The organism is Coprococcus intestinalis (assembly GCF_023656595.1).
In the GTDB taxonomy this organism is placed as follows: Bacteria; Bacillota; Clostridia; order Lachnospirales; family Lachnospiraceae; genus Coprococcus_A; species Coprococcus_A intestinihominis.
Genome location: NZ_JAMOKJ010000010.1, coordinates 79074 through 100875 on the forward strand (window position 1 = coordinate 79074; position 21802 = coordinate 100875).

General features: G+C 47.7%; 19 protein-coding genes. 18 read left to right on the forward strand and 1 reads right to left on the reverse strand.

Annotated elements, in window-relative coordinates; genetic code table 11:
* Nucleotides 1–3: 3 nt before the first annotated feature.
* Nucleotides 4–1476 carry a hypothetical protein gene (locus tag NBH03_RS08955; RefSeq protein ID WP_250799326.1) on the reverse strand — a complete coding sequence of 491 codons (1473 nt, stop codon included), beginning with the start codon at nucleotides 1474–1476 and terminating at the stop codon, nucleotides 4–6.
* Nucleotides 1477–2079: 603 nt separating this feature from the next.
* On the opposite strand from NBH03_RS08955, the gene NBH03_RS08960 reads away from it, so the two are divergent.
* The 18 genes from NBH03_RS08960 to NBH03_RS09045 all read left to right on the forward strand — a co-directional run bounded on the left by NBH03_RS08960 (nucleotide 2080) and on the right by NBH03_RS09045 (nucleotide 21699).
* Nucleotides 2080–2886: a PD-(D/E)XK nuclease family transposase gene (locus NBH03_RS08960; protein ID WP_250799328.1), complete on the forward strand. Its 807-nt coding sequence runs from the start codon at nucleotides 2080–2082 to the stop codon at nucleotides 2884–2886.
* 262 nt (nucleotides 2887–3148) lie between these two features.
* Nucleotides 3149–3535 (forward strand): DUF1284 domain-containing protein, encoded by a 387-nt coding sequence (locus tag NBH03_RS08965; protein ID WP_331476099.1) that lies wholly within the window; start codon nucleotides 3149–3151, stop codon nucleotides 3533–3535.
* A gap of 363 nt (nucleotides 3536–3898) precedes the next feature.
* Complete coding sequence (locus NBH03_RS08970) at nucleotides 3899–4675, forward strand: nucleotide-binding protein (RefSeq protein WP_250799333.1); 777 nt, start codon at nucleotides 3899–3901, stop codon at nucleotides 4673–4675.
* 24 nt (nucleotides 4676–4699) lie between these two features.
* On the forward strand, nucleotides 4700–6001 hold the full coding sequence (locus NBH03_RS08975) for a nitrogenase component 1 (protein WP_442872336.1): 1302 nt from the start codon (nucleotides 4700–4702) through the stop codon (nucleotides 5999–6001).
* Nucleotides 5998–7041 (forward strand): nitrogenase component 1, encoded by a 1044-nt coding sequence (locus NBH03_RS08980; protein WP_250799337.1) that lies wholly within the window; start codon nucleotides 5998–6000, stop codon nucleotides 7039–7041. The genes NBH03_RS08975 and NBH03_RS08980 overlap by 4 nt, the downstream gene beginning before the upstream one ends.
* Nucleotides 7041–9422 (forward strand): carbamoyltransferase HypF, encoded by a 2382-nt coding sequence (gene hypF / locus NBH03_RS08985; protein ID WP_250799339.1) that lies wholly within the window; start codon nucleotides 7041–7043, stop codon nucleotides 9420–9422. Before NBH03_RS08980 ends, hypF begins: the two co-directional genes overlap by 1 nt.
* Nucleotides 9423–9903: 481 nt before the next feature.
* Nucleotides 9904–10113: a HypC/HybG/HupF family hydrogenase formation chaperone gene (locus NBH03_RS08990; RefSeq protein WP_117541686.1), complete on the forward strand. Its 210-nt coding sequence runs from the start codon at nucleotides 9904–9906 to the stop codon at nucleotides 10111–10113.
* Complete coding sequence (gene hypD / locus NBH03_RS08995; RefSeq protein ID WP_250799344.1) at nucleotides 10113–11156, forward strand: hydrogenase formation protein HypD; 1044 nt, start codon at nucleotides 10113–10115, stop codon at nucleotides 11154–11156. The genes NBH03_RS08990 and hypD overlap by 1 nt, the downstream gene beginning before the upstream one ends.
* Nucleotides 11157–11360: 204 nt before the next feature.
* A complete protein-coding gene (gene hypE, locus NBH03_RS09000; protein ID WP_015514835.1) occupies nucleotides 11361–12368 on the forward strand; it encodes a hydrogenase expression/formation protein HypE in 1008 nt (335 codons plus the stop codon).
* A gap of 95 nt (nucleotides 12369–12463) precedes the next feature.
* The gene (locus NBH03_RS09005) at nucleotides 12464–12724 is read left to right on the forward strand and encodes a TM1266 family iron-only hydrogenase system putative regulator (RefSeq protein ID WP_250799346.1); all 261 of its coding nucleotides are present in this window, start codon (nucleotides 12464–12466) and stop codon (nucleotides 12722–12724) included.
* Nucleotides 12725–12777: 53 nt separating this feature from the next.
* Nucleotides 12778–13539: a nucleotide-binding protein gene (locus NBH03_RS09010; protein WP_117541690.1), complete on the forward strand. Its 762-nt coding sequence runs from the start codon at nucleotides 12778–12780 to the stop codon at nucleotides 13537–13539.
* 14 nt (nucleotides 13540–13553) lie between these two features.
* Nucleotides 13554–14894: a nitrogenase component 1 gene (locus NBH03_RS09015; protein ID WP_250799348.1), complete on the forward strand. Its 1341-nt coding sequence runs from the start codon at nucleotides 13554–13556 to the stop codon at nucleotides 14892–14894.
* A complete protein-coding gene (locus NBH03_RS09020; protein WP_117541694.1) occupies nucleotides 14891–16105 on the forward strand; it encodes a nitrogenase component 1 in 1215 nt (404 codons plus the stop codon). Before NBH03_RS09015 ends, NBH03_RS09020 begins: the two co-directional genes overlap by 4 nt.
* Before the next feature lie 18 nt (nucleotides 16106–16123).
* Nucleotides 16124–17329 carry a [FeFe] hydrogenase H-cluster maturation GTPase HydF gene (gene hydF / locus NBH03_RS09025; protein ID WP_215689978.1) on the forward strand — a complete coding sequence of 402 codons (1206 nt, stop codon included), beginning with the start codon at nucleotides 16124–16126 and terminating at the stop codon, nucleotides 17327–17329.
* 108 nt (nucleotides 17330–17437) lie between these two features.
* Nucleotides 17438–18571 carry a hypothetical protein gene (locus NBH03_RS09030; protein ID WP_250799353.1) on the forward strand — a complete coding sequence of 378 codons (1134 nt, stop codon included), beginning with the start codon at nucleotides 17438–17440 and terminating at the stop codon, nucleotides 18569–18571.
* 62 nt (nucleotides 18572–18633) lie between these two features.
* Nucleotides 18634–19383 carry a Crp/Fnr family transcriptional regulator gene (locus NBH03_RS09035; protein WP_250799356.1) on the forward strand — a complete coding sequence of 250 codons (750 nt, stop codon included), beginning with the start codon at nucleotides 18634–18636 and terminating at the stop codon, nucleotides 19381–19383.
* Nucleotides 19384–19557: 174 nt separating this feature from the next.
* Entirely contained in the window at nucleotides 19558–20337 is a 780-nt protein-coding gene (locus NBH03_RS09040) for an FAD-binding protein (protein ID WP_117526532.1), read from the forward strand.
* A gap of 15 nt (nucleotides 20338–20352) precedes the next feature.
* On the forward strand, nucleotides 20353–21699 hold the full coding sequence (locus NBH03_RS09045) for an FprA family A-type flavoprotein (protein ID WP_250799359.1): 1347 nt from the start codon (nucleotides 20353–20355) through the stop codon (nucleotides 21697–21699).
* The last annotated feature ends 103 nt before the right edge of the window (nucleotides 21700–21802 follow it).

Genomic DNA, 21802 nt, shown 5'->3' on the forward strand with positions numbered 1-21802 from the left:
TCCTTACAATGCGTCTTCGCCGTTAAAGGGCAGGCTCGAACCATGCTCCCGCATGGTTTCCTGCGCCTTCGTCTCCGTATCCATCTGATTCTTGGCAGCGGTCATATCCCGTGCTTCCCCCGTGAGGGAATAGGACTCGGAATCATATTGCTGCTCCTCGCGAATATCGGAGGGGCGAATCTCGCTTCCGGTCTGCTCTACATCCATGACGGCGGTGCGGGAATCGGTATCTGCGCCATCGTGGCTCTCAATACCGGAGTTCGGGTCGGGCGTGCGCCCGTCGTTATCCATGGAACCGTCGGATGCAACCGGCTCTAGCATCTGTTGTTCGTCACGCATCTGCTCCTGCGTCAGACGCGCATTCTGCATGGCAAGGTCTCCATCCGGGAGGGTGCCAGCTTCCTTCGGGGTATTCTGCTCGAACCAGTTGTGGGTCACATCGAGGTCGTACCGGTTCTTTAACGTCTCCGCAGAGACCGGCCAGTCGCGACCGCGCTCATACGCCGGTACCGAACCGTCCTTATTTAGACTTGCAGGCTCGTAGGCCATGACCTCACCCTTGCTGGTTTCGGTCACGCCGAAGCCCTGCGCGTTCATCTTGCGCTCGAAGTCGGAAAAGTCCGTGCAGTCTTCCCTTGCCTTTTGGGCAGCGTTTCGGATGTTCTGGGTATGGATGGCGGTGTCCTCGGCACGAAGCGGGGAAACCTTATCGCTACGGATAGGCGCATCCTTTCCCGGCGCGTCATAAGTCTTTTCCGGGGCATCCGTTTTCACTTGCGTCGCATGAACCTTATAGGGGTCACTGACAGCAATCACATCGAAATCCTCATGGGTCTCACGACCAACCATCTCGGTAAGCTCCCTGTGGGAGTAGCCGGAGAAGAAAATCGAATCGTCGATATTGAGGTTTTCGGTATCCTGTTCGCTAAAGAGCACATCGTAAGTTTCGTCTGGCGCGTCCTTGTAACGGATGGTGACCGGAATGACCGTTACGTCTTCCGCCGGAAGGTCGGGATAGCCTGTCAGCTCCGTGAGGGAATCCATGGTCTTCTTATCCACGGGTTCCGCGTGATTCAGTGCATCGGTGATACGCTGTTCATCGAGACGCGCCATTACATCCTTAAATTGCGGGGCATACTCTGCGACGGTCTCGGCATCCTCTTTGGCAAAGGCAAGGAATCCGTTTCCCTGTTTGTCCGTGTAGGCGGCGGCATAGGTTCCATTCTCGCGGCATACCTGCGCATAGTAGGCGGCTTCCTCGGAAGTACCAAAGGGCACGACCACCTGCTCACGAGAGGATTGCTTCTCAGCCATTGCTTTTGCGGCTTCGGGAGTGTTCCCCTCCTTCTTATAATGGCGCTGCCACCAGTCGAAAGCACGTTCCCTGCCACGTCCGAACCGCAAGTAGTTCTCCGTCTGCCTTGTGACGAAGTTTAGGAGGGCGTTTCCCATGTCATCGCCGAAATCCTGAGCCATGTGGCATCATCCTTTCTTTTCCGATTTCCTGCTTTTTGAAGCGGCAAGAATGCCGTCTCCTTGGGGACAGATTATAACGCAGGCTATTTTTCTATCCCTCTGCCCTATACACGAACATGCAGGTAGAAACTGCCAAATGCACGGATGCCGATGATAGAAAAAGACACCATTTAGCATCAAATGAACCCATTTGCGCCTATTTGCGAACGTTGACCCTTTTCTCGTCCGGGTAGAGTGATTCGCCCCTCAACCATCCCGCCCACAAATCTTTCATAAATCCGCAGGCGGATTGACGGAAACATTTGGAACGGAAAAGTTGACCGGCTCCGACTCCCGTGCATTCGCCTTCGCTGCCGCGATGCGCCGGACGCAGGAAAAGCGAGGGGCTTTCCCGCCGGGCACCGCGACCGCTCATTTTATGCACGGGGTTTGCCTATATGGGGCGCTGCCCCAGACCCCGGCCACTCCGCGCGAGCCGCAGGATTTTGTCCTTTCGGCGGGAAAAATACAAGTCTTGAATGTTTACCGGCTTTCTTGTAAAATATATATATAGCAAGATGGTTGATACCTTCTTGTGAGTTGAACAGGAGGTGGTCTTCACCGATGAATCAGGAAGAAACGATGCTTAAGCATAAGGAGAGATACAAGAAAACGATTAAGAATCTGACCGTGATGAGCGATATTTTCGCGCGGAATGTATTCAAGGATAAGAAAGCCTGCGAGTACGTTCTTAGAATCATCATGGAGGACAAGGATTTGACCGTCATCGACAATGAGACGCAGGTGGATTTCAGAAACATGCATGGCAGAGGTGTCGTGCTGGACTGTGTGGCAAAGGATGGAAGCGGACGCATCTTCAACGTCGAGATACAGCAGGACGATGAGGGAGCGCACCCGAAACGTGCCAGATACAACCTCGGGATGATGGATTCCAACGTGCTGGATACGGGAAAGAACTTCGATAAGCTCCCGGAGACCTACGTGATATTCGTCACGTTGAAAGACGCACTGGGGCACGGACTTCCGATAGCCCATATCGACCGGATAATCCGCGAGAACGGCAAGGAGTTCGGGGACGAGGAACACTTTATCTACGTGGATTCGAGCAAGGACGATGGCGGCGAGCTTGGAAGACTGATGCACGATTTCCGTGTGAAGGAAGCAAAGGAGATGCAGGCGGGAGCATTGAAAGACCGCGTGCACGAACTGAAAGAGACCGAGAAAGGGGTGGAGCATATGTGCAAGGAAATGGAACAGCTTTGCGATGAAGCAAGAATGGATGAAAAGAAAGAAACCGCAAGGAACCTTAACGATATGGGATTGCCAATCGAGCAGATTGCACAAGCGTTAAAGGTGAATGCCCAGATGGTGCAGGAGTGGCTTGCAGGTAGCGTTTCTACGGCAAGATAGATAACCTCTTAGACGGCTTTACGGTTTTACGACTCTGCGGGTTTCTGGCTCGCAGGGTTTTTGAAAACAGGTAAATAATTTTGTTAATGAAAAACTCGTTACCAATGGGGACATAGCCCAGTTGATAACGAGTTTTTTGTTTTGAAAGACGATAGTTTTGATTGCACACTGATTGCACACCTGCGTATTTTTTTGTTGTTTTATAGGTTGCTATATTGCCTTATATTGCCGGAAAATCGCTTATTTTTCGGCATATGGAAGGTTGTCGAAATCGAGACCGCATCATGGTATGTGCCTTGCTTATTTTAAAGGTGAAGGTTACAGTGATGGTTTTTCGGCGCATATGAAAGAAGTATTGGATGAATTGCAGAAAGGGATGGATGTACAGCTGTATGTAGGGACAGATGAAATCTGTTCTGCCTGTCCGAATAATCGGGAGGGGCAGTGTACAGATCTGACTTTGGTCGAGAAATATGACAACGCTGTGCTGGAGGCCTGCGGTCTGGCAGATGGTGAGCAGTTAGCCTTCGATGATTTTACTGAAAAAGTGCAGAATCAACTTTTGGTGACAGGGAAGAGGAAAGAAATCTGCGGAGGCTGTAAATGGAATGGTATCTGTGAGAATGAAAAAAGCCGATGGGAGAAATAATAGATGTATACAGCATAATAGATAAAATCAGGGTTACATTATTGATAATTATATGCTATAATGCGTAAAAGACAGACGAAATGACTGCCGGGAGAACGGTACTCTATTCGAATGTCACAACAGAAAAAGAATTCAAGACAATTGAATATAAGCATACTCTGACGGCAAGGAATATCCGAGCAGGAATAGTAAACTGGAAATTATCGGGAAGATAGTTTATCTTCTCGTATACATAATTAGAAGCTCCCTTACCGTCAGATAAAGGAGTTTTTTCTTTGTTGAATAAAATACGAAATTATTATTATATATAGAACCTTGGAACAATGTATCTGATACATCGTTCAAGGCCATATGGAGGTTTATATGCTGAAGGTAGCAGTTTATGGTAAGGGCGGCATTGGCAAGTCAACGATTACTTCCAATCTGGCAGCAGCTTTTGCGGCCATGGGGAAGAAGGTTATTCAGATCGGATGTGATCCGAAGGCAGATTCAACGATCAATCTGCTTGGGGGTGAACCGCTTCGACCAGTGATGAATTTTATGAGAGAAGAAGACGAAGAGCCGGAGCGACTTGAGGATATTTCAAAGGAAGGGTTCGGCGGTGTGCTTTGTATTGAGACTGGCGGCCCGACACCGGGACTTGGCTGTGCAGGAAGAGGCATTATTGCAACATTTCAGTTGTTGGAAGATCTGAAGTTATTTGAGACGTACAAGCCGGATGTGGTGTTGTACGATGTGCTGGGTGATGTTGTCTGTGGTGGATTTGCCGCACCGATCCGTGAGGGCTATGCGGAGAAGGTACTGATTGTTACATCCGGTGAGAAGATGGCTCTTTATGCAGCCAATAATATTTCAAGCGCTGTGAGAAATTTTGAAGATCGCAGCTATGCCCGTATTTTCGGAATTGTACTGAACCATCGCAATGTGGAGAATGAGACAGAGAAGGTGCAGGCCTTTGCAGAGAAGAGTCATATTCCGATTGTGGGAGAGATTCCGAGAAGTGATGAGATCATCCGCTATGAAGATCAGGGCAAGACTGTCATCGAAGGCAACAGAGATTCCGAGATCAGTCAGAGATTCTTTGATCTGGCCAATCTGCTTCTGGAAGATGAGGCGAAGAAAGCCCAGGGCGGCGAATAAATCCGGAGGAGGAAATTTATTATGATGCAGGATGCATTTTTTTGTACAGTCGGTGAGCTGGCGGCAATGGGAAGAGAGAATATCCCGCCGCAGTTTATTTCCGGCGCACATTTAATATACAGTTCTCCAGCTACGCTGGCCTTTAATTCACCGGGGGCGGAAGGTTTTGGCGTCAAGCGTGCAGGACTGGCAATCCCTGATTCTATTATGCTGATCGTGGCACCGGGATGCTGCGGCAGAAATACATCATTGATCAGTTCTATGAGAGAATATGATCAGCGGTTCTTTTATCTGATGATGGACGAGACGGATATTGTTACGGGGCGTCATTTGAAGAAGATACCGAAAGCAGTGAAAGAGATCTGTGACAGCCTTGAGAAGAAGCCGTCAGTTGTGATGATCTGCATTACCTGTGTGGATGCACTTTTGGGAACAGACATGGAGAGAGTCTGTCGAAAAGCCGAGGAGGCGGCAGGTCTTCCTGTGAGACCATGTTATATGTATGCGTTGACCCGTGAAGGCAGAAAGCCGCCGATGGTACATGTTCGCCAGTCTTTGTATTCTCTGCTTGAACCGCGTAAGAAAAAGGGGAATGTAGTGAATCTGCTGGGCTTTTTTTCACCCCTTGTGGATGATTGTGAGCTATATGATCTGCTGCATCAGGCAGGCGTGAAGACCATTCATGAGATTTCTGCATGCAGGGATTATGAGGAATATCAGACCATGTCGGAAGCTAATTTCAATCTGGTGCTGCATCCGGAGGCGAGATTTGCGGCGGAAGATTTTCATGACAGATTGAAGATTCCTTTTATCGAACTGACCCGATTGTATCAGATTGACAAGATCGGCAGCCAGTACAGAGCCTTCGGCAAGGTGCTGGGTGTGACTTTTGATGATCAGGCAGCGGCAGAAAGCGCACAGAAGGCAGTGGATGCCTTTAGGGTGCAGTATCCGGAGGCCTCTTTTGCGGTCGGGGAATGTATGAACGGCGATGCTTTCGAACTTTCCCTGGCATTGGTACGATACGGATTTAAGGTGCCTGAGATTTACGGCACCATCACCGCTGAGAACTTTATTTATATCAAGCAGCTGGCGGCTATAAGCCCTGAGACGAGAGTTTATTCCAACATGGAACCGACCATGCTGTATTATGATGGTGGGAATTCAGGTGTGAATATGGCCATTGGCAAGGATGCAGCTTATTATCATCAGAACTGCCCGAATGTCATGTGGAATCAGGACAGACAGCCTTATGGCTATGCAGGGGTTCGCAGATTGTTTGAGGCTTTGACAGAAGCAGAGAATAGATGGGAGGAACAGCCATGAAGGGATTAAGAAAATATCTGACACCTTTTGCACCGGATCAGTCGGGGGCTGTCTCCGTTTTGTATGAACTGGGCGGTATTCTTGTGATCTGTGATGCGGGAGGCTGTGTCGGTAATGTCTGCGGATTTGATGAACCAAGATGGTTCTCAAGGAAAAGTGCTATTTTCAGTGCCGGGCTGAGAGATATGGATGCCATTCTCGGAAGGGATGACCGGTTGGTAGCGAAGCTGACATCGGCAGTTGAGAAACTGGATGTATCTTTTGCAGCGATCATCGGTACGCCGGTGCCGGCGGTGATCGGCACGGATTACAAGGCACTGGGCCGTATGACGGAGAAGAAGACAGGACTTCCGGTGCTGACCATTGATACGAATGGCATGGATTTATATGATAGAGGTCAGGAAAAGGCCTGGCTGGCACTTTTTAAGAAGTTTGTGGTGGATGAGATGTCTGTGGAAAAGGGCAGAGTCGGCATTATCGGTGCAACACCGCAGGATCTGAGTGATTTATCCGCAGGTGACCAATTACGGCAGATATTTGCAGCCGATGGTAAAAAGGCTGTTTGCTATGGCATGGGTGATGGCCTGGATGCGGTGAAGCAGGCAGCTTCCGCGGAATATAACCTGGTTGTTTCACCATCTGCCCTGGAAACGGCCAAATATCTTCAAAAACAGTTCGGAACACCGTATGTTGTCGGTTATCCTTTGGTGAAGACCATGCTGCCGGAGGCTGATTATACAGGCAAAAAGGTATTAATTGTGCATCAGCAGGTGATGGCGAATGCGCTTCGTGAGGAATTAAAGATGCGCGGGGCATCAGAAGTGAAGGTCTGCAGCTGGTTTGATCTGAAACCGGAACTTCGCGAAGAAGATGATGTTTATCTGAAGGAAGAAGATGATTTCACAGAACTGGCAGCGGACAGCAAGTGGGATGTGGTCATTGCGGATGACTGTATGAAGTCGATGCTTCCGGAGTTTGAGGGACAGTTCATCGGTATCCGGCATTTTGCTGTTTCAGGCAAATTAGGAGGCGCATGCTGATGAATCAGACAGAGACAAGAAAGATTCGTGTTTACGGCATTGTGCAGGGCGTTGGGTTTCGTCCGACAGTGAGTCGGCATGCGGTTAAAAATGACATTCACGGAAGCGTCTGCAACAAAGGGCCTTATGTGGAGATTTTTGCACAGGGGACGAAAGCACAGGTGGATGGCTTCCTTGAGGATTTGGAGAAACGACCGCCGAAGCGTGCGGCTATTTTGAAGATAAATGTTGAACATCTTGATAATAATCCTGAATTTGACGGGTTTGAGATTATAGAAAGTGAAAAGACAAAGGGAGAGATTTTTGTTTCACCGGATATTGCCATTTGTGATGAATGCAAAGAGGAGCTGTATGATCCGAACAACAGACGCTATCTGCATCCTTTTATCAATTGTACCTGCTGCGGGCCGAGGCTGACGATCCTGGATGCGCTTCCTTATGACAGAGAACGGACCAGCATGAAGGAATTTCCGATGTGTCCGGAGTGTGCGGAGGAATACAACAATCCAGAGTCGAGACGATTCGATGCCCAGCCGGTGTGCTGCAATGACTGCGGGCCGGAGGTCTATCTGATCGGCCGTGACGAAAGAGGCCGTGAAGCGATCACCTATACGAGAAAAGTGATCGCCTCGGGCGGAATTGCGGCGATTAAGGGAATCGGTGGTTTCCATCTCTGCTGTGATGCCACCAATGAGACAGCGGTTGCGAGACTTCGTGAATTGAAGCGCCGGCCGATGAAACCATTTGCCGTTATGGCGCGAAATATGTCGGCAGTTCGGAAGGAATGTCAGGTGACTGAGGTACAGGAGGAAGTCCTGGACGGCCATCAGAAGCCGATTTTGCTGTTGGAGCGGTTGGACAAAGCTGACAGTCAGATCTGTCCGTCTGTGGCGCCGGGCAATCCGAAAATCGGTGTGATGCTGCCGTATGCGCCGGTACAGCTGTTGATTTTTGATTATGATGATGGCATTCAGATGCCGGATTATCTGGTGATGACCAGCGGCAACACATCAGGAGCGCCGATTTGCAGAGATGACAATGATGCAATCGCTGAATTATCTCATCTGTGTGATTGCATGTTGTCTCACAATCGCAAGATCAGGATCCGTGCTGATGATTCGGTAATGGATTATTTCAAGGATGAACCTTATATGATCCGGCGCTCCAGAGGTTATGCACCTCTGCCGGTGATGGTGTCGGCACCTTGGAAAGGCCAGGTTCTGGCCGTGGGCGGAGAACTGAAGAACAGCTTTTGCATCGGCGTGGACGGAAGATTCTATCTGTCGCCGTATGTGGGAGATTTGGAAGATCTGCGAACGGTGAATGCATTGAGAGAGACCATTGGACGTCTGGAGACGCTGCTTGAAGTGGAACCGCCGGTGGTGGTCAGTGATATGCATCCAAGATATAATTCAACCATGATCGCGGAAGAATCGGGATTGCCGGTGATCAAAGTGCAGCACCATTATGCGCATATTTTATCCTGCATGGCCGAGAATGACTGTCAGGAAGCAGTTATCGGAGTTTCCTTTGACGGAACCGGTTATGGCATGGACGGCACCATCTGGGGCGGTGAAATCCTTCTGGCAGATTATAAGGCATTTCAGCGGTTTGGATGTATAACACCGTTCCTTCAGATCGGCGGTGATGCATCCTCCAGGGAAGGATGGCGAATTGCCGTTTCCATGCTGTACGGACAGATGAAAGACCGTGCAGCAGCCATGACAATGATTGAGAAACTGAATCTGTGCAGTGTACAGGATGCCAAAGTTCAGATGGCCATGGCGGACAGGAAGATTAATGCGGTGATGTCCACCAGTGCCGGCAGATTATTTGACAGTGTCAGTGCCATTTTGGGAATCCGGAAGGCTTCAACATTTGAAGGCGAGGCATCCATGGCATTGGAATTTACAGCGGAAGCGTATGAGAAAAAACATCAAAACGCGGTTGATCTTCAGCATGCGATGGATGAGATGCGGAAGCAATTTCCGTTAGCCGCATGCATAGATAATAAGGAATCGGAATCCACAGAAATAAATAAGCCGGAACAGGTGAAGGCAGTCCTGAACACAGGTGCTTTGGTGAAAACCATTGCGGAAGCCAGACTTGCAGGCGCAGATACAGAAAAACTGGCCTATTTCTTCCATTGGATACTGGCAGAAGAAATAATAGTGGCCTGCCAAAAAGCCGGAAAAGAAAGCGGACGGGGTACAGTAGCATTAAGCGGCGGTGTCTTCCAAAATCAGCTGTTATTGAAAATGGTGGATGAAGGACTGCAGAAAGAGGGCTTTAAAGTATTGAGACATCGCCTGGTACCGCCAAACGACGGCGGCATTGCACTTGGTCAGGCAGTCTACGCTATGGGGTCTTTGAAAAGCTGATTGAGTGAGAATTATAAATGCAGCTTTATCGAAGTAATTCCATAAACAGCGAATAACGACTGATCGAAGTGCAATATAAAATAGGACAGCAGTCTTAGAAACAAAAGAAAATAGACGGCTGTTATCATAGATTTGTGATAAACGCGGCAAAGTGTTAAGCGGCATAGCTATGACAAAGCCCGAGCCAGGGACAATGCCGAATAGGAAAGAGAAAGTTTTTGGGTTTAGAGTTAAGAAACTAAAATCTATGGTGTTGAGATTTATATAGCTGCAAATTCTCAATATTCTTGGAAAAATATATAAAATTAACAGATTCACGGCAGGTGCTTCAACGCCACCGGTACTTAGGCATTGTTTTTTAATGCCTTATGTACCGCTGTAGGCGTTGGCAGCGAGAGCGGCCTGCAGTGAACTGGTAATTTTATATGTTTTTGAAAAACTGGGAGAATTTGCAGCGGATAAACGAAAGGAGATTTTGAGTATGTGTGTAGGTTTATCAGCGAAAGTTGTTAAAATTAATGATGGCGTTGCAATTATCGATGCGGGCGGCGCAAAACGTGAGATTTCTTCTCAGCTGATTGAAGATTTGGAGCCGGGAGATTATGTCATGGTTCATGCCGGTGTGGCCATTGCCAAGATTACGGATGAGGATGACAGTGAAACAGATCAGGTGCTGGAGGATTTATTCTGATGAGTGGAGAGAAGAAGAAAACGGCGAGAGAGATAATAGAAGGCTATGACGGACCGCCTGTGAGGATTATGGAGGTGTGCGGTACCCATACTCATGAGATTTTCAGACTGGGTATCCGAAAGCTCCTGCCGAAACAGGTAGAATTGATTTCAGGGCCGGGATGTCCGGTTTGTGTCACACAGGTTGGCTTCATTGATGAGGCCGTTTATCTGGCGTTGGAATGCGGCGTGACAATCTGTACATTTGGTGACCTGGTCCGTGTGCCTGGAACGGAGATGAGTCTTGCCGGTGCGAGAGAAAAGGGCGCAAAAGTACGAATTGTGTATTCCCCGGTGGATGCAGAACAGTACGCTAAGGATCATCCGGAAGAGCAGGTTGTTTTTCTGGCTGTTGGTTTTGAGACAACGACACCGGCCAGCTGTCTGGCTGTAAGAAAGGCATCGGAGGATGGATTGACGAACTTCGCGCTGTTGGTGGCCAATAAGACGATGCCGGGTGCTTATGCAGCACTGAAAGGCAGCGCGGATGCTTTTCTTTATCCGGGACATGTCAATGCCATTACGGGTACGGAATTGTGTGAATCACTGGTGGATGAAGGCGTCAGCGGTGTTGTGGCAGGTTTTACAGCCAAAGAATTACTGACAGCATTGGCGGTGGCTTTGGTTAAATTCCAGGAGGGCAAACCGTTTTTCGTCAATGCTTATCCGAGAGTGGTGACACGGGAAGGCAGCCGAGAGGCACAGAAGCTGGTGGCAGATATGATGGAGAACTGTGATACAGAATGGCGCGGACTGGGCATTATTCCGAATTCAGGCCTGCGGCTGAAAAAAGAATGGGAAGCCTACGATGCGAGAAAGAAGTTCCATGTGCCTGAGATGAAAGGACGAAGCAATCCGGCCTGTCGATGCGGGGATGTTCTTCAGGGTAAATGCAAGCCGTCGGACTGCAAGGTATTTGGCAAAGGCTGTACGCCGCAGCATCCGATTGGTGCCTGTATGGTATCCAATGAAGGGGCCTGTTCTGCTTACTATCAGTACAGCTAAAATAAAAAATATTATAACTGTTCAGAGCCAACCTCCAAAATGCTACGCATTTCGTCGGTGTGGCGTATCCGCCAAATAAAATTTCAAAAACAGTCTTAAAAATGCAAGCATTTTATACCTGTTTTTTGAAATTTTGCTTGGCTCTGAACAGTTACAAAATACTATGACATACATATGAGAATCATGCAAAAGGAGACGTTTCTGATGAATAATAAAACAGTTACAATGGCTCACGGTGCCGGCGGCAAGCAGACATCTGAACTGATTGATGAAGTATTTAAAGCACATTTTTCAAATCCGGATCTGACAGCGGATGACGCTGCTGTTCTTCCAGCTCCAAAAGGAAAGATTGCCATGTCAACAGATGGTTTTATTGTATCGCCGGCCTTTTTCCCTGGCGGCAATATCGGCAAATTATCCATCTGCGGTACGGTGAATGACCTGGCTTGCATGGGTGCAAAACCGTTATATCTTTCCTGTGCCTTTGTTATTGAAGAAGGTTTTCCGATGGAGAAACTGGAAGAGATCGCAGGTGCGATGGAGAAAACAGCCAAAGAGGCCGGTGTCCGCATTGTATCCGGTGATACGAAGGTTGCCGGAAAGGGTCAGGTGGACGGTGTCTTTATTACGACAACAGGTGTTGGAGAAATTCTTGATGGCGTCAGCACATCCGGCGACTATGCCAAACCGGGAGATGCTATTATTGTAACAGGTGATATCGGCCGACATGGATGTACGATACTGCTGGCAAGAGAAGATTTCGGTATTGATGCGGATGTAACCAGTGACTGTGCACCATTGTGGCCTACAGTCGAATCTGTATTAAATGCCACAAAAGATGTCCATGTGATCCGTGATGCCACAAGAGGCGGCGTTGGTACAGTTCTTTATGAAATCGCAGGACAGAGCAAGGTCGGTATTCGCCTGAATGCAGCAGATGTGCCTGTGGCACCGGAAGTCAAGGGTGTCTGCGGCATGCTTGGTCTTGAACCGCTTTATCTGGCATGTGAAGGCCGTCTGGTGATCATGGCGCCTAAGTCAGAAGCAGAAAAGATTGTCGAAGTACTGAGACAGTGTCCATATTCAAAGGATGCGGCCATTATTGGTGAAGTTACGGAGGAACAGCCGGGACACGTTGTGATGACAACAGAAATCGGTACACAGGCTTTGCTTCCTCAGCCGGGCGGCGAGCTGCTTCCGAGAATATGCTAACAGTCACTGATCGGCGAGTGATTGAAAATTCGGACGGAGGGTCAGATTTTTGATCTGGTCATAGCCGACAAAATGGAGTTAATATGGAGAAAAAAATGGAAACGAGAGTGGCAGTCATTGCGATTATTATAGAAGATGGCAGTTCAGCACAGGAAGTGAATGAACTTTTACACGGTGCAGCTCAATATATTATCGGACGCATGGGAATCCCTTATCGTGACAAAGGGATCAGTATTATCAGCATTGCAATCGATGCGCCGCAGGATATCATCAGTACGTTGTCCGGCAAAATCGGCCGACTGAAAGGTGTATCCGTCAAAACGGCGTATTCCAATGTTGTTTCAAAAGAGAATTAGAACCGCAGTTTATACAAAAGTTTTAAACAGCAAATGAAAGCGGAGAAGATAGAATGATTAAGATTGCTGTATATGGAAAAGGCGGTATCGGCAAATCAACCACTGTTTCGAATGTGGCTGCCGCATTAGCGGAAAAAGGGCTGAAAGTTATGCAGATTGGCTGTGACCCGAAGGCGGATTCAACCATGCAGCTGAGACATGGTGAAGCCGTACCGACTGTACTGGAGCTGGTGAATCAGCGCAAAAATGATTTTGAATTAGAAGATATGGTCCGCATCGGATTTGGCGGCGTCGTCTGTGTGGAAGCAGGTGGCCCGACACCGGGGATGGGCTGTGCCGGACGCGGTATTATCACGGCACTGGAGAAGCTGAAAGAAAAGGGAGCCTATGAGGTTTATCAGCCGGATGTTGTGCTTTATGATGTTCTTGGAGATGTTGTCTGTGGCGGCTTTACCATGCCGATGCGAAAAGGCTATGCGGACAAAGTATTTATCGTTACTTCAGGGGAAAATATGTCTATCCATGCTGCGGCGAATATTGCCATGGCCATCGACAACTTCAAAAACAGAGGCTATGCATCTCTGGGAGGCTTGATCCTGAATCGCAGAAACGTTAAGCGTGAAGACGAAAAAGTGGCGGAACTGGCAGATGATTTTAAGACATCTGTAGTGGGAACTTTATCCCGCAGTGAACAGGTACTTTTGGCGGAGGAGAAGCAGCAGATCCTTCTGGAGGCTTTTCCTGACAGTGAAATGGCAGATGAGTACAGGAAACTGGCGGAGCAGATACTGGCTGTGTGTGAAGCGAGAGGATAGAAGGAGGCCGTTTTATGTTGAAAAGACTGGGTGGAACAGTCGATCCAAAAGGAGCGGCGACGGCCATCAAAGATGCGGAATTTCCGGTGCCATTTGCATCGGAACTGGAATTTAATTCGCCGGTACATGGAACATGGAATATCGTTCACACCGGCATGCAGGTGCCGGATGCTCATCAGATTTACGTCTGTGCCGATAACTGCATGCGTGGTGTTGTTTTAACAGCGGCAGAGATGAACGAGGCGGAACGTTTTTCCTTTGTTATCCTCAAGGAAGAGCATTTGCTGAACGGCAATCTGGAAGATATTACCATCGAAGGTGTGTCGGATGTGATCGAGAGATTGGAACAAAAGCCGAAAGCGGTTTTTCTGTTTACAGTTTGTCTGCATCATTTCCTGGGCAGCGATCTTGAGAGAATCTACGATGAACTGGGAAAACGATTTCCTGAAATCTGTTTTGTCAGATGTTTTATGGATCCGATCATGCGAAAGAGTGGTCTGACACCGGATCAAAAGCTGCGTTTGTCCATGTATGATCCTTTGAAGAAAGGAACAGTAACAGAAGAAGGGCAGCGAAGAATATCTATCCTGGGCAGCGATTTTGCACTGGACGAGACATCAGATCTCAAGAGATTGCTCAGATGCAATGATTATCAGATTAAAGAGTCCCCGGTTTGTGAGTCCTGGGAAGATTATCTTTCTCTGTCAGACTGCCGGATGATGCTGAACTGTTATCCGTCAGGAAAAGCCGGTACGGAATGGGCGGCAGAGAGACTAGGGCGGCCATTTATGTATCTGCCTTCCTGTTTTGATTATGATGAGATCATCGGGCAGTTGGAAGCATTATCAGAGTCAATGGAGCTTCTGGGTGTTCTGGATTATGAAGGTGAAAAAGAGAGCTGTGAAGCAGCACTTCATGAGGCACTTCTGGAAGTTGGAGACTGGCCGATCGCCATAGACGGGACGTTTCATCCGAGACCTATGGGATTGGCAAAACTTTTGATCTCCCATGGCTTTTATGTAGAACGGATTTATCTGGATGCCATCAGCCCTGAAGAGGAAAATGATTTCAAATGGCTTCAGCAGCATGCGCCTGAGTTGATGCTGCTTGCAACTGTGCAGGTGAAAATGCGTGTTCTTCCGAGAAAAACGGAGCGGGAGATGCTGGCATTGGGGCAGAAAGCGGCCTGGTTTACAGGCAGCAGACATTTTGTCAACATGGTACAGGGTGCGGGCCTGTATGGCTTTGACGGAATCCGGCGTCTGGCACATCTGATGGTTGAGGCAGCCCGTGAAGAAAAAGAGACACCGGATCTTGTGATCCGCAAAGGATGGGGGTGCGAAAGCTGCATATGAGACAGGCATATCGAATAATACCGATTTATACAGCCGATGTATCCGGCGTCTGTTCAGCCCTCTATGAATTGGGCGGTATGACAGTGATGCACGATCCTTCGGGATGCAATTCGACGTATAATACCCATGATGAGATCAGATGGTATGAGGAGGACAGTCTGATCTTTATCTCAGGACTGACAGAAATCGATGCGATCATGGGAAATGATGAGAAGTTTATCCATGATATCGAGGAGGCAGCTCGTGATCTGAAGCCGCGTTTTATTGCCCTGGCCAGTTCACCGATCCCCTATATGAACGGCACGGATTTTCCGGCCATTGCAGAGGTAACAGAGCAGGATACGGGTATTCCGACCTTTGCAGTGCCTACAAACGGCATGCATGATTATGTGCGCGGGGCAGGTATGGCTTTGGAAGCCATTGCAGAACATTTTGTTTTGCCGAAAAGCCATGCAGAGGATGTTTCAAATAAAAACACGGAGGAAAAAGGCAGAAATCGTCTGGTGAACTTGCTGGGAGTTACGCCGCTGGATTTCGGGCCTCTTGATCATGCGGAAACGATGAAGCGCAGTCTGGAGCAATACGGCTGGCAGATCAACAGCATGTGGGCCATGGGAGATTCTTTGGATCAGCTGTCGAAATCTGCAGATGCAGCAGTGAATGTGGTTGTTTCATCTGTGGGGCTTCGGGCAGCAAAAGTATTGCAGAGAAAATTCGGTACACCTTATGTGGTTGGAGCACCGGTTGGCCGTTTCACGGAGAAGTTGTCAGAGGCAATGGAAGCAGCTGTCAGTGGTGAAAAGGAAGACAATGTTGTTTATGCAGCCTGCAGAATGTCGGCAGAGAATCTTCAAGATGTCAATGATGCGAAGGAGAGTCCGAGACACCGGGCGGAGATTACGTTGATTGGTGAACCGGTGACAATGGGCTCTCTGGCAGCAGCCATTGAACTTCAGTATGGCAGATCCGTTCGTGTATTGTGCCCGCTGGAAGAAACAGAAGGGTTGCTGACACCGGGGGATGAGGCTGTTTGCGGTGAAGAGATGATGGAACAAAAGCTGAAGGATGCAGGAATCATAGTGGCAGATCCGTTGTACAGACCAATATGTCCAAAGGATGCTCAGTTCTTTGAATTGCCGCATATTGCTTTTTCGGGAAGAATTTATTTGAAGAAAATAAAACAGATGCCGGGATTTGCCGACCTTATCTAAATTTAAGGAGGACAAGAGATGGGATTGAATGAAACACCGTCAGGTGAGCGTGTACATATAGGTTTTTTTGGCCGGAGAAATGCGGGTAAATCCAGCCTGGTCAATGCTGTGACAGGACAGGAACTGGCTGTTGTATCCGATACAAGGGGAACCACAACAGACCCTGTCAGCAAGGCAATGGAACTGCTTCCGATCGGGCCGGTTGTCATCATAGATACTCCGGGTTTTGATGATGAAGGTGCACTTGGCGAATTGAGAGTCCGCAAAACAAGACAAATTTTGAATAAATCCGATGTGGCTGTGCTGGTGGCAGATTGCACAGAGGGCCTGAAAGACTGTGACAGAGAATTGATCGAGATTTTTCGACAGAAGGAGATTCCATGGCTGCTTGTCTGGAATAAATGTGATCTGAAGCCGGAACACCCGGAAGCCAAAGAAAATGAGATTTATGTCAGTGCCACAGAGAAGATAGAGATTGAAGCATTAAAAGAGAAGATTGCAGCCATCGGCAAGACAGAAGAAAACAAACTGATGCTGGTGGGTGATCTGATGCATCCGGGAGATATGGCTGTTCTTGTTATTCCAATCGACAAGGCGGCACCGAAGGGACGTCTGATTCTGCCTCAGCAGCAGGTTATCAGGGATATTCTGGAGGCGGAAGGCGCAGCTGTCTGTGTCAAGGAATATGAATTGAGGGAGACTTTGGAGAAATTCAAGGAACCGCCGGCCATTGTTATCACGGATAGCCAGGTTTTTGCAAAGGTATCTGCGGATGTACCGGAAAGTATTCCGTTGACATCTTTTTCTATTCTGATGGCCAGACATAAGGGACTTCTGGATACGGCTGTTCGTGGGATTGCCGCAGTGGAAGATCTGAAAGACGGAGATACAGTGCTGATCGCAGAGGGCTGCACCCATCATCGCCAGTGTGATGACATCGGCAGTGTTAAGATACCGAGATGGCTGAAGAATTACACAGGCAAAAAGCTGAATATTGAGCTGTGTTCCGGCAGAGAATTTCCGGAAGATCTGTCGAAATATGCACTGATTATTCATTGCGGAGGCTGTATGCTGAATGAGCGCGAGGTCCGCTATCGGATGAAATGTGCTGTTGATCAGGATGTGCCGATCACTAACTACGGCATCGCCATTGCCTATATGCAGGGCATCTTGAAAAGGTCTGTCAGTATGTTTCCATATCTGGCTGAGGAATTGCCGGATTAAAATATGCAGATGGTGCATATTTTCCATTTTCAGTCATATATATAAGAGTAAATGCTGCTGTGGCAGCGATATCGCAAAAATCAATGGACGTCCTGGGAGGGTGTTTCTGTGGCAGAATATCGGCGTTTTATTTCTTATATGTATTTATATGAAAACGGGAGAAAGACAATCAACAGTGGGTTTGTGAGAGTAGAAAGCCGGAATGGACAATGTCGGCTTTCTATTCATATGTCGGGAACTTATCATAGTGAAGCGAAAAAGTATCAGATTTATATGCTGATCAGAGTGTCCGGTGATTACATAGGGATTGCAATCGGAGACCTGTTGGTTCAGAAACAGACGGGGGATACGGAACTGACGATGGACAGTGATCATCTGATGGGAACAACGTATGATCTGGACCGTGTCGCTGGTATGGTTTTGCTGGGAGAAGATGGCGGCGTTTACGGTACCAGATGGGATGATGAACCGCTGGAAACAGAGAAATTTGTCAATAGAGAGCCGCTTTCAGAGATTTTAGTGAGATTTGGAGAGAAAAACAGTGATGCAGTAGCCGATGAAACTGATACGGAGAGAACCTTTGCGGATGCGGAGCCGGAAAGTGTCATAACGCAAGGGGCAGAGCCTGAGGCAGAGAATCTGGTGAGTCCGCATGCGGATGAGAATCCGTTGATCCCTGAAGAGGAAGTGGCGGCATTTGTAGATGACGCAAGGATGGAAGCGTTTGAGAAAAATGAGAATCCGGAGAATAACGAGATGTTAGCTGTATCGAAAGAGCCAGAGATGTCGAAAGAACAAGCAGAAGAACAGGCAGAGCAAGAGCTGTACTCTAGGAGCAATGTCTATGACCTGCTGATGTCACAGCTTCCGCAGATGTATCCTTTTGATGATGACAGTGTGGCAGCCTGTGTGCGGATGGAACTTCAGGATATCGGGCGCATGCCGATGCCGTGTTGGATTTATGGCAGCAATAGTTTTCTGCTGCATGGATATTATTGTTACCGGCACTTGATACTGGCAAAGGTGGAGCAGAAAAAGGATAAAGAAGATGTCGGTGGGCGCGGCGAAAATGATGGGGCGTCAGAGGATGAAGGTGTTTATCTGATGGGTGTTCCCGGTATTTGGCAGCATCGGGAGCAATATATGGCTGCCATGTTTGGTTTTCGCAAATTCAAGCCGGTGAGCCGGGAAAATCAGGGCAGCGGGGCTTTTGGTTACTGGTGTGTGGAGTTAAAATTATAATTGGATCGGATTACGGGAAAACAATAAGACAGATACGGTTTTAGAGAAAGGGAAGTGGTTTTGTGGCAACAGCTACTGGAATAAAGTGCTCTTTAAAACAAAATAATTTTCAAAAAGAAGTTAATAAAAGACCAGATGCGCGTCTGTCTGCCAACAGTCTGTTCAGAAATGTTTCAGAAGAAAGTATTGCACGGATTTTGGTCTGTTCCGGAGCAAAGTTCCGTACTTATAAGAAGGATGAGACGATATTTCGACAAGGGGAGCAGGCGGATTATTTCTATGCTTTATTAAAGGGAAATGTGTCGATTATCAGCTATATGCCTTCTGGAAAAGTGAATGCCTTATATCATGTTGCATCAGGAGCGTTGATTGGAGAGCATTACAGCAGCAATCTGGATACAAATGGGCGTGTTTACTGGTACGAAGCGGTGGCTTGCGAGCCGGTGGAAGTGTTGGCAGTGCCATGGCAGTATCTGTACGGATTTTGTGACAAAGCCTGTGACCATCATAAGCAGCTGATCCAGAATCTGTATGAGAGTATGTCCACAAAGGAATGGATGGCGGTGCGGAAGCTGAATGTGTTAGGGTTTGCCAGTGTGCAGGAGAGAGCAGCAGCCTGGCTTCTGCAGGAGGCAGATGCAAGTGACACGGTGGTACTAAAGACAAATCGTGAGGAACAGGCGGATTATCTGTGCGTAGCCAGACCGTCACTATCAAGAACATTGATGCAGATGCAGAAAGCAGGGCTGATAGAAGCCGACCGGAAGCAGATTCGGATTCTGGATAGAGAAAAATTGGAAAAAATTTTGTAAAAAAAAAGAAGTTTGTAACAGCTGTTACAGACTCCTTTTGAGAATGTAGATATAATAGCATTAAATCAATAATAATTACTAGTTTTAGAAAAGCTACAGTAACGGGGGATTTTAGTCAGTAGATAGGAATGATCTGAGATACGCTGACAACAAATAAAATGGAGGTGTCATTACATGAGTATGAATTTTGTGAACGAACCAACAAGAGCATGGGATCCTAAAAACAGACTTCGGGAAATGATTAATGAGGGAAGTGATGCAGCGAATGTGGATAAGCTGGTGGAACTGCTGATCATGGATGGATTTGATTTTTCACTGACTGCGGATGCAATGACACCGATCGATGAGGCTGAGCGTGTTGTTTCCGTAGGTATGGGTATTGCGGTGAAGAGTGAAATGTATCTGATCGAGAATCTGGCCCAGGCAGCAGGTGCAGCTATGGGATGTTCAAGACCCGCTTACGAAAGACTGAAAGTACTTCCTAGAGAGCGCTTTGTGGGCATGAGCGGTGAGAAATTTACCGGAACACTTTATATTGCCTGCGCCATTTCAGGTGCACAGCAGCATTTGAAAGGTATTGAGAAAGCACATACCGTTGTCGCTATCAACAGAAACGAAAAAGCACCGATTTTCAGACATGCGGATTATGGTATTGTCGGCGATATTCGAACCATTCTGCCGCTTTTAACAGAGAAATTAAACAGTGATCTGCCAAAACCGGACCCAAATGCTAAACCGGCGAAACGGGAGATGCCGTTATACTCAAAGACAACAGCAACAGCGGACGGTCGCTATGTCTGCATGGGATGCGGTTATGAGTATGACCCTGAAAAAGGCGATCCGGAGGCAGGTATTGAACCGGGTACTTCTTTTGAGGCGCTGCCGGAAGACTGGATTTGTCCGGAATGCGGTGTATCAAAAAGTGAAATGATTTCAGCAGTAACAAGAGGATAGATAGGAGGGTGAAGCATGAACGGTGTAAGAAAAGTAACGGAAGATTTATATTGGGTTGGCGTGAATGATAAGCGAATCGAATTATTTGAAAATATTCATCCAATTCCGGAGGGTGTTTCCTACAATGCGTATCTGTTGTTAGATGAAAAAACGGTTCTTTTTGATACCGTGGACTGGTCAGGCTGCCGTGTATTCCTTGAGAACATTGCTGCTGTTCTGGATGGCAGAAAACTGGATTATCTTGTTGTCAATCATATGGAACCGGATCATGCAGCTTCTCTTGAGGAAGTCCTGATTCGTTATCCGGAATGTAAAGTTATCAGCAACGAAAAAGCATTTATGTTTATGCGTCAGTTTGGTTTTGATGTGGACGGCCGGGAAGATACCGTCAAAGAGGGCGATACAAGATGCTTCGGCAAGCATACAGTGACATTCCTGATGGCGCAGATGGTGCATTGGCCGGAAGCCATGGTGACATTTGATACAACGAACGGCGTGCTGTTTTCAGCAGATGCATTCGGTTCCTTTGGTTCACTGGATGGCCGTCTGTTCGACGATGAAGTGAACTTCGACAGAGATTGGATTGACAATGCCAGAAGATATTTCACTAATATTGTGGGAAAATATGGCCCATTTGTACAGCAGCTGTTAGCAAAAGCTAAAACAGCGCCGATCAAGATGTTCTGTCCGTTGCATGGACCGGTATGGCGTACCAATCTGGGTTATTATCTGGACAAGCATGATAAATGGAGCCGCTATATTCCGGAAGAAAACGGCGTGATGATCGTCTATGCATCTATGTATGGCAATACAGAATCTGCTGCCCAGGCACTGGCAGCGCAGCTGTGTGAAAAAGGCGTTACCAATGTGAGAGTATACGATGTGTCAAAGACCCATGTATCCTATCTGGTGGCAGAAGCCTTCAAATATAGCCACATCGTGCTGGCATCTGTGACATACAATTTGAATATTTATCCTGTGATGGAAGATTTTCTGCACCATCTGAAGGTGCTGAACCTGTCAAAACGTGTCTTCGGCATCATTGAAAATGGTTCATGGGCCATTAAATCCGGCTCATTAATGGAGCAGTATATAGATGAGAATCTGAAGGACTGCAAGATTCTGAATGCCAGAATGACCATCAACTCATCAGCGAACCGCTCCAATGCCTCAGAACTGGATGCGTTGTCGGATGCTATCGTGAAATCCGTAGCCATTGAGGAGAAAGCCTTTGAGCAGCGTGTTATTGATGATGCGGCATTTGCGGAAGAAGAGGCAAGAAAGGCTGCTTTCAAGAAACTGTCGGCCAAAGAGAGAATGGCGCTGATGAGAGAGAAACACAGACAGGAAAAGGGCGAGTAGCAGACGCAGAATGGTATAGTTATTTACGAAACGATGTACTAGCGACATAAAATTATGAATAAAGAAACCCCGAAGTCGGTATAAATACTGCCTTCGGGGTTCT

Coding starts and splice junctions, on each gene's coding strand:
- NBH03_RS08955 (WP_250799326.1), bottom strand. CDS start 1,476: ATGGCTCAGGATTTCGGCGATGACATGGGAAACGCCCTCCTAAACTTC.
- NBH03_RS08960 (WP_250799328.1), top strand. CDS start 2,080: ATGAATCAGGAAGAAACGATGCTTAAGCATAAGGAGAGATACAAGAAA.
- NBH03_RS08970 (WP_250799333.1), top strand. CDS start 3,899: ATGCTGAAGGTAGCAGTTTATGGTAAGGGCGGCATTGGCAAGTCAACG.
- NBH03_RS08975 (WP_442872336.1), top strand. CDS start 4,700: ATGCAGGATGCATTTTTTTGTACAGTCGGTGAGCTGGCGGCAATGGGA.
- NBH03_RS08980 (WP_250799337.1), top strand. CDS start 5,998: ATGAAGGGATTAAGAAAATATCTGACACCTTTTGCACCGGATCAGTCG.
- hypF (WP_250799339.1), top strand. CDS start 7,041: ATGAATCAGACAGAGACAAGAAAGATTCGTGTTTACGGCATTGTGCAG.
- NBH03_RS08990 (WP_117541686.1), top strand. CDS start 9,904: ATGTGTGTAGGTTTATCAGCGAAAGTTGTTAAAATTAATGATGGCGTT.
- hypD (WP_250799344.1), top strand. CDS start 10,113: ATGAGTGGAGAGAAGAAGAAAACGGCGAGAGAGATAATAGAAGGCTAT.
- hypE (WP_015514835.1), top strand. CDS start 11,361: ATGAATAATAAAACAGTTACAATGGCTCACGGTGCCGGCGGCAAGCAG.
- NBH03_RS09005 (WP_250799346.1), top strand. CDS start 12,464: ATGGAAACGAGAGTGGCAGTCATTGCGATTATTATAGAAGATGGCAGT.
- NBH03_RS09010 (WP_117541690.1), top strand. CDS start 12,778: ATGATTAAGATTGCTGTATATGGAAAAGGCGGTATCGGCAAATCAACC.
- NBH03_RS09015 (WP_250799348.1), top strand. CDS start 13,554: ATGTTGAAAAGACTGGGTGGAACAGTCGATCCAAAAGGAGCGGCGACG.
- NBH03_RS09020 (WP_117541694.1), top strand. CDS start 14,891: ATGAGACAGGCATATCGAATAATACCGATTTATACAGCCGATGTATCC.
- hydF (WP_215689978.1), top strand. CDS start 16,124: ATGGGATTGAATGAAACACCGTCAGGTGAGCGTGTACATATAGGTTTT.
- NBH03_RS09040 (WP_117526532.1), top strand. CDS start 19,558: ATGAGTATGAATTTTGTGAACGAACCAACAAGAGCATGGGATCCTAAA.
- NBH03_RS09045 (WP_250799359.1), top strand. CDS start 20,353: ATGAACGGTGTAAGAAAAGTAACGGAAGATTTATATTGGGTTGGCGTG.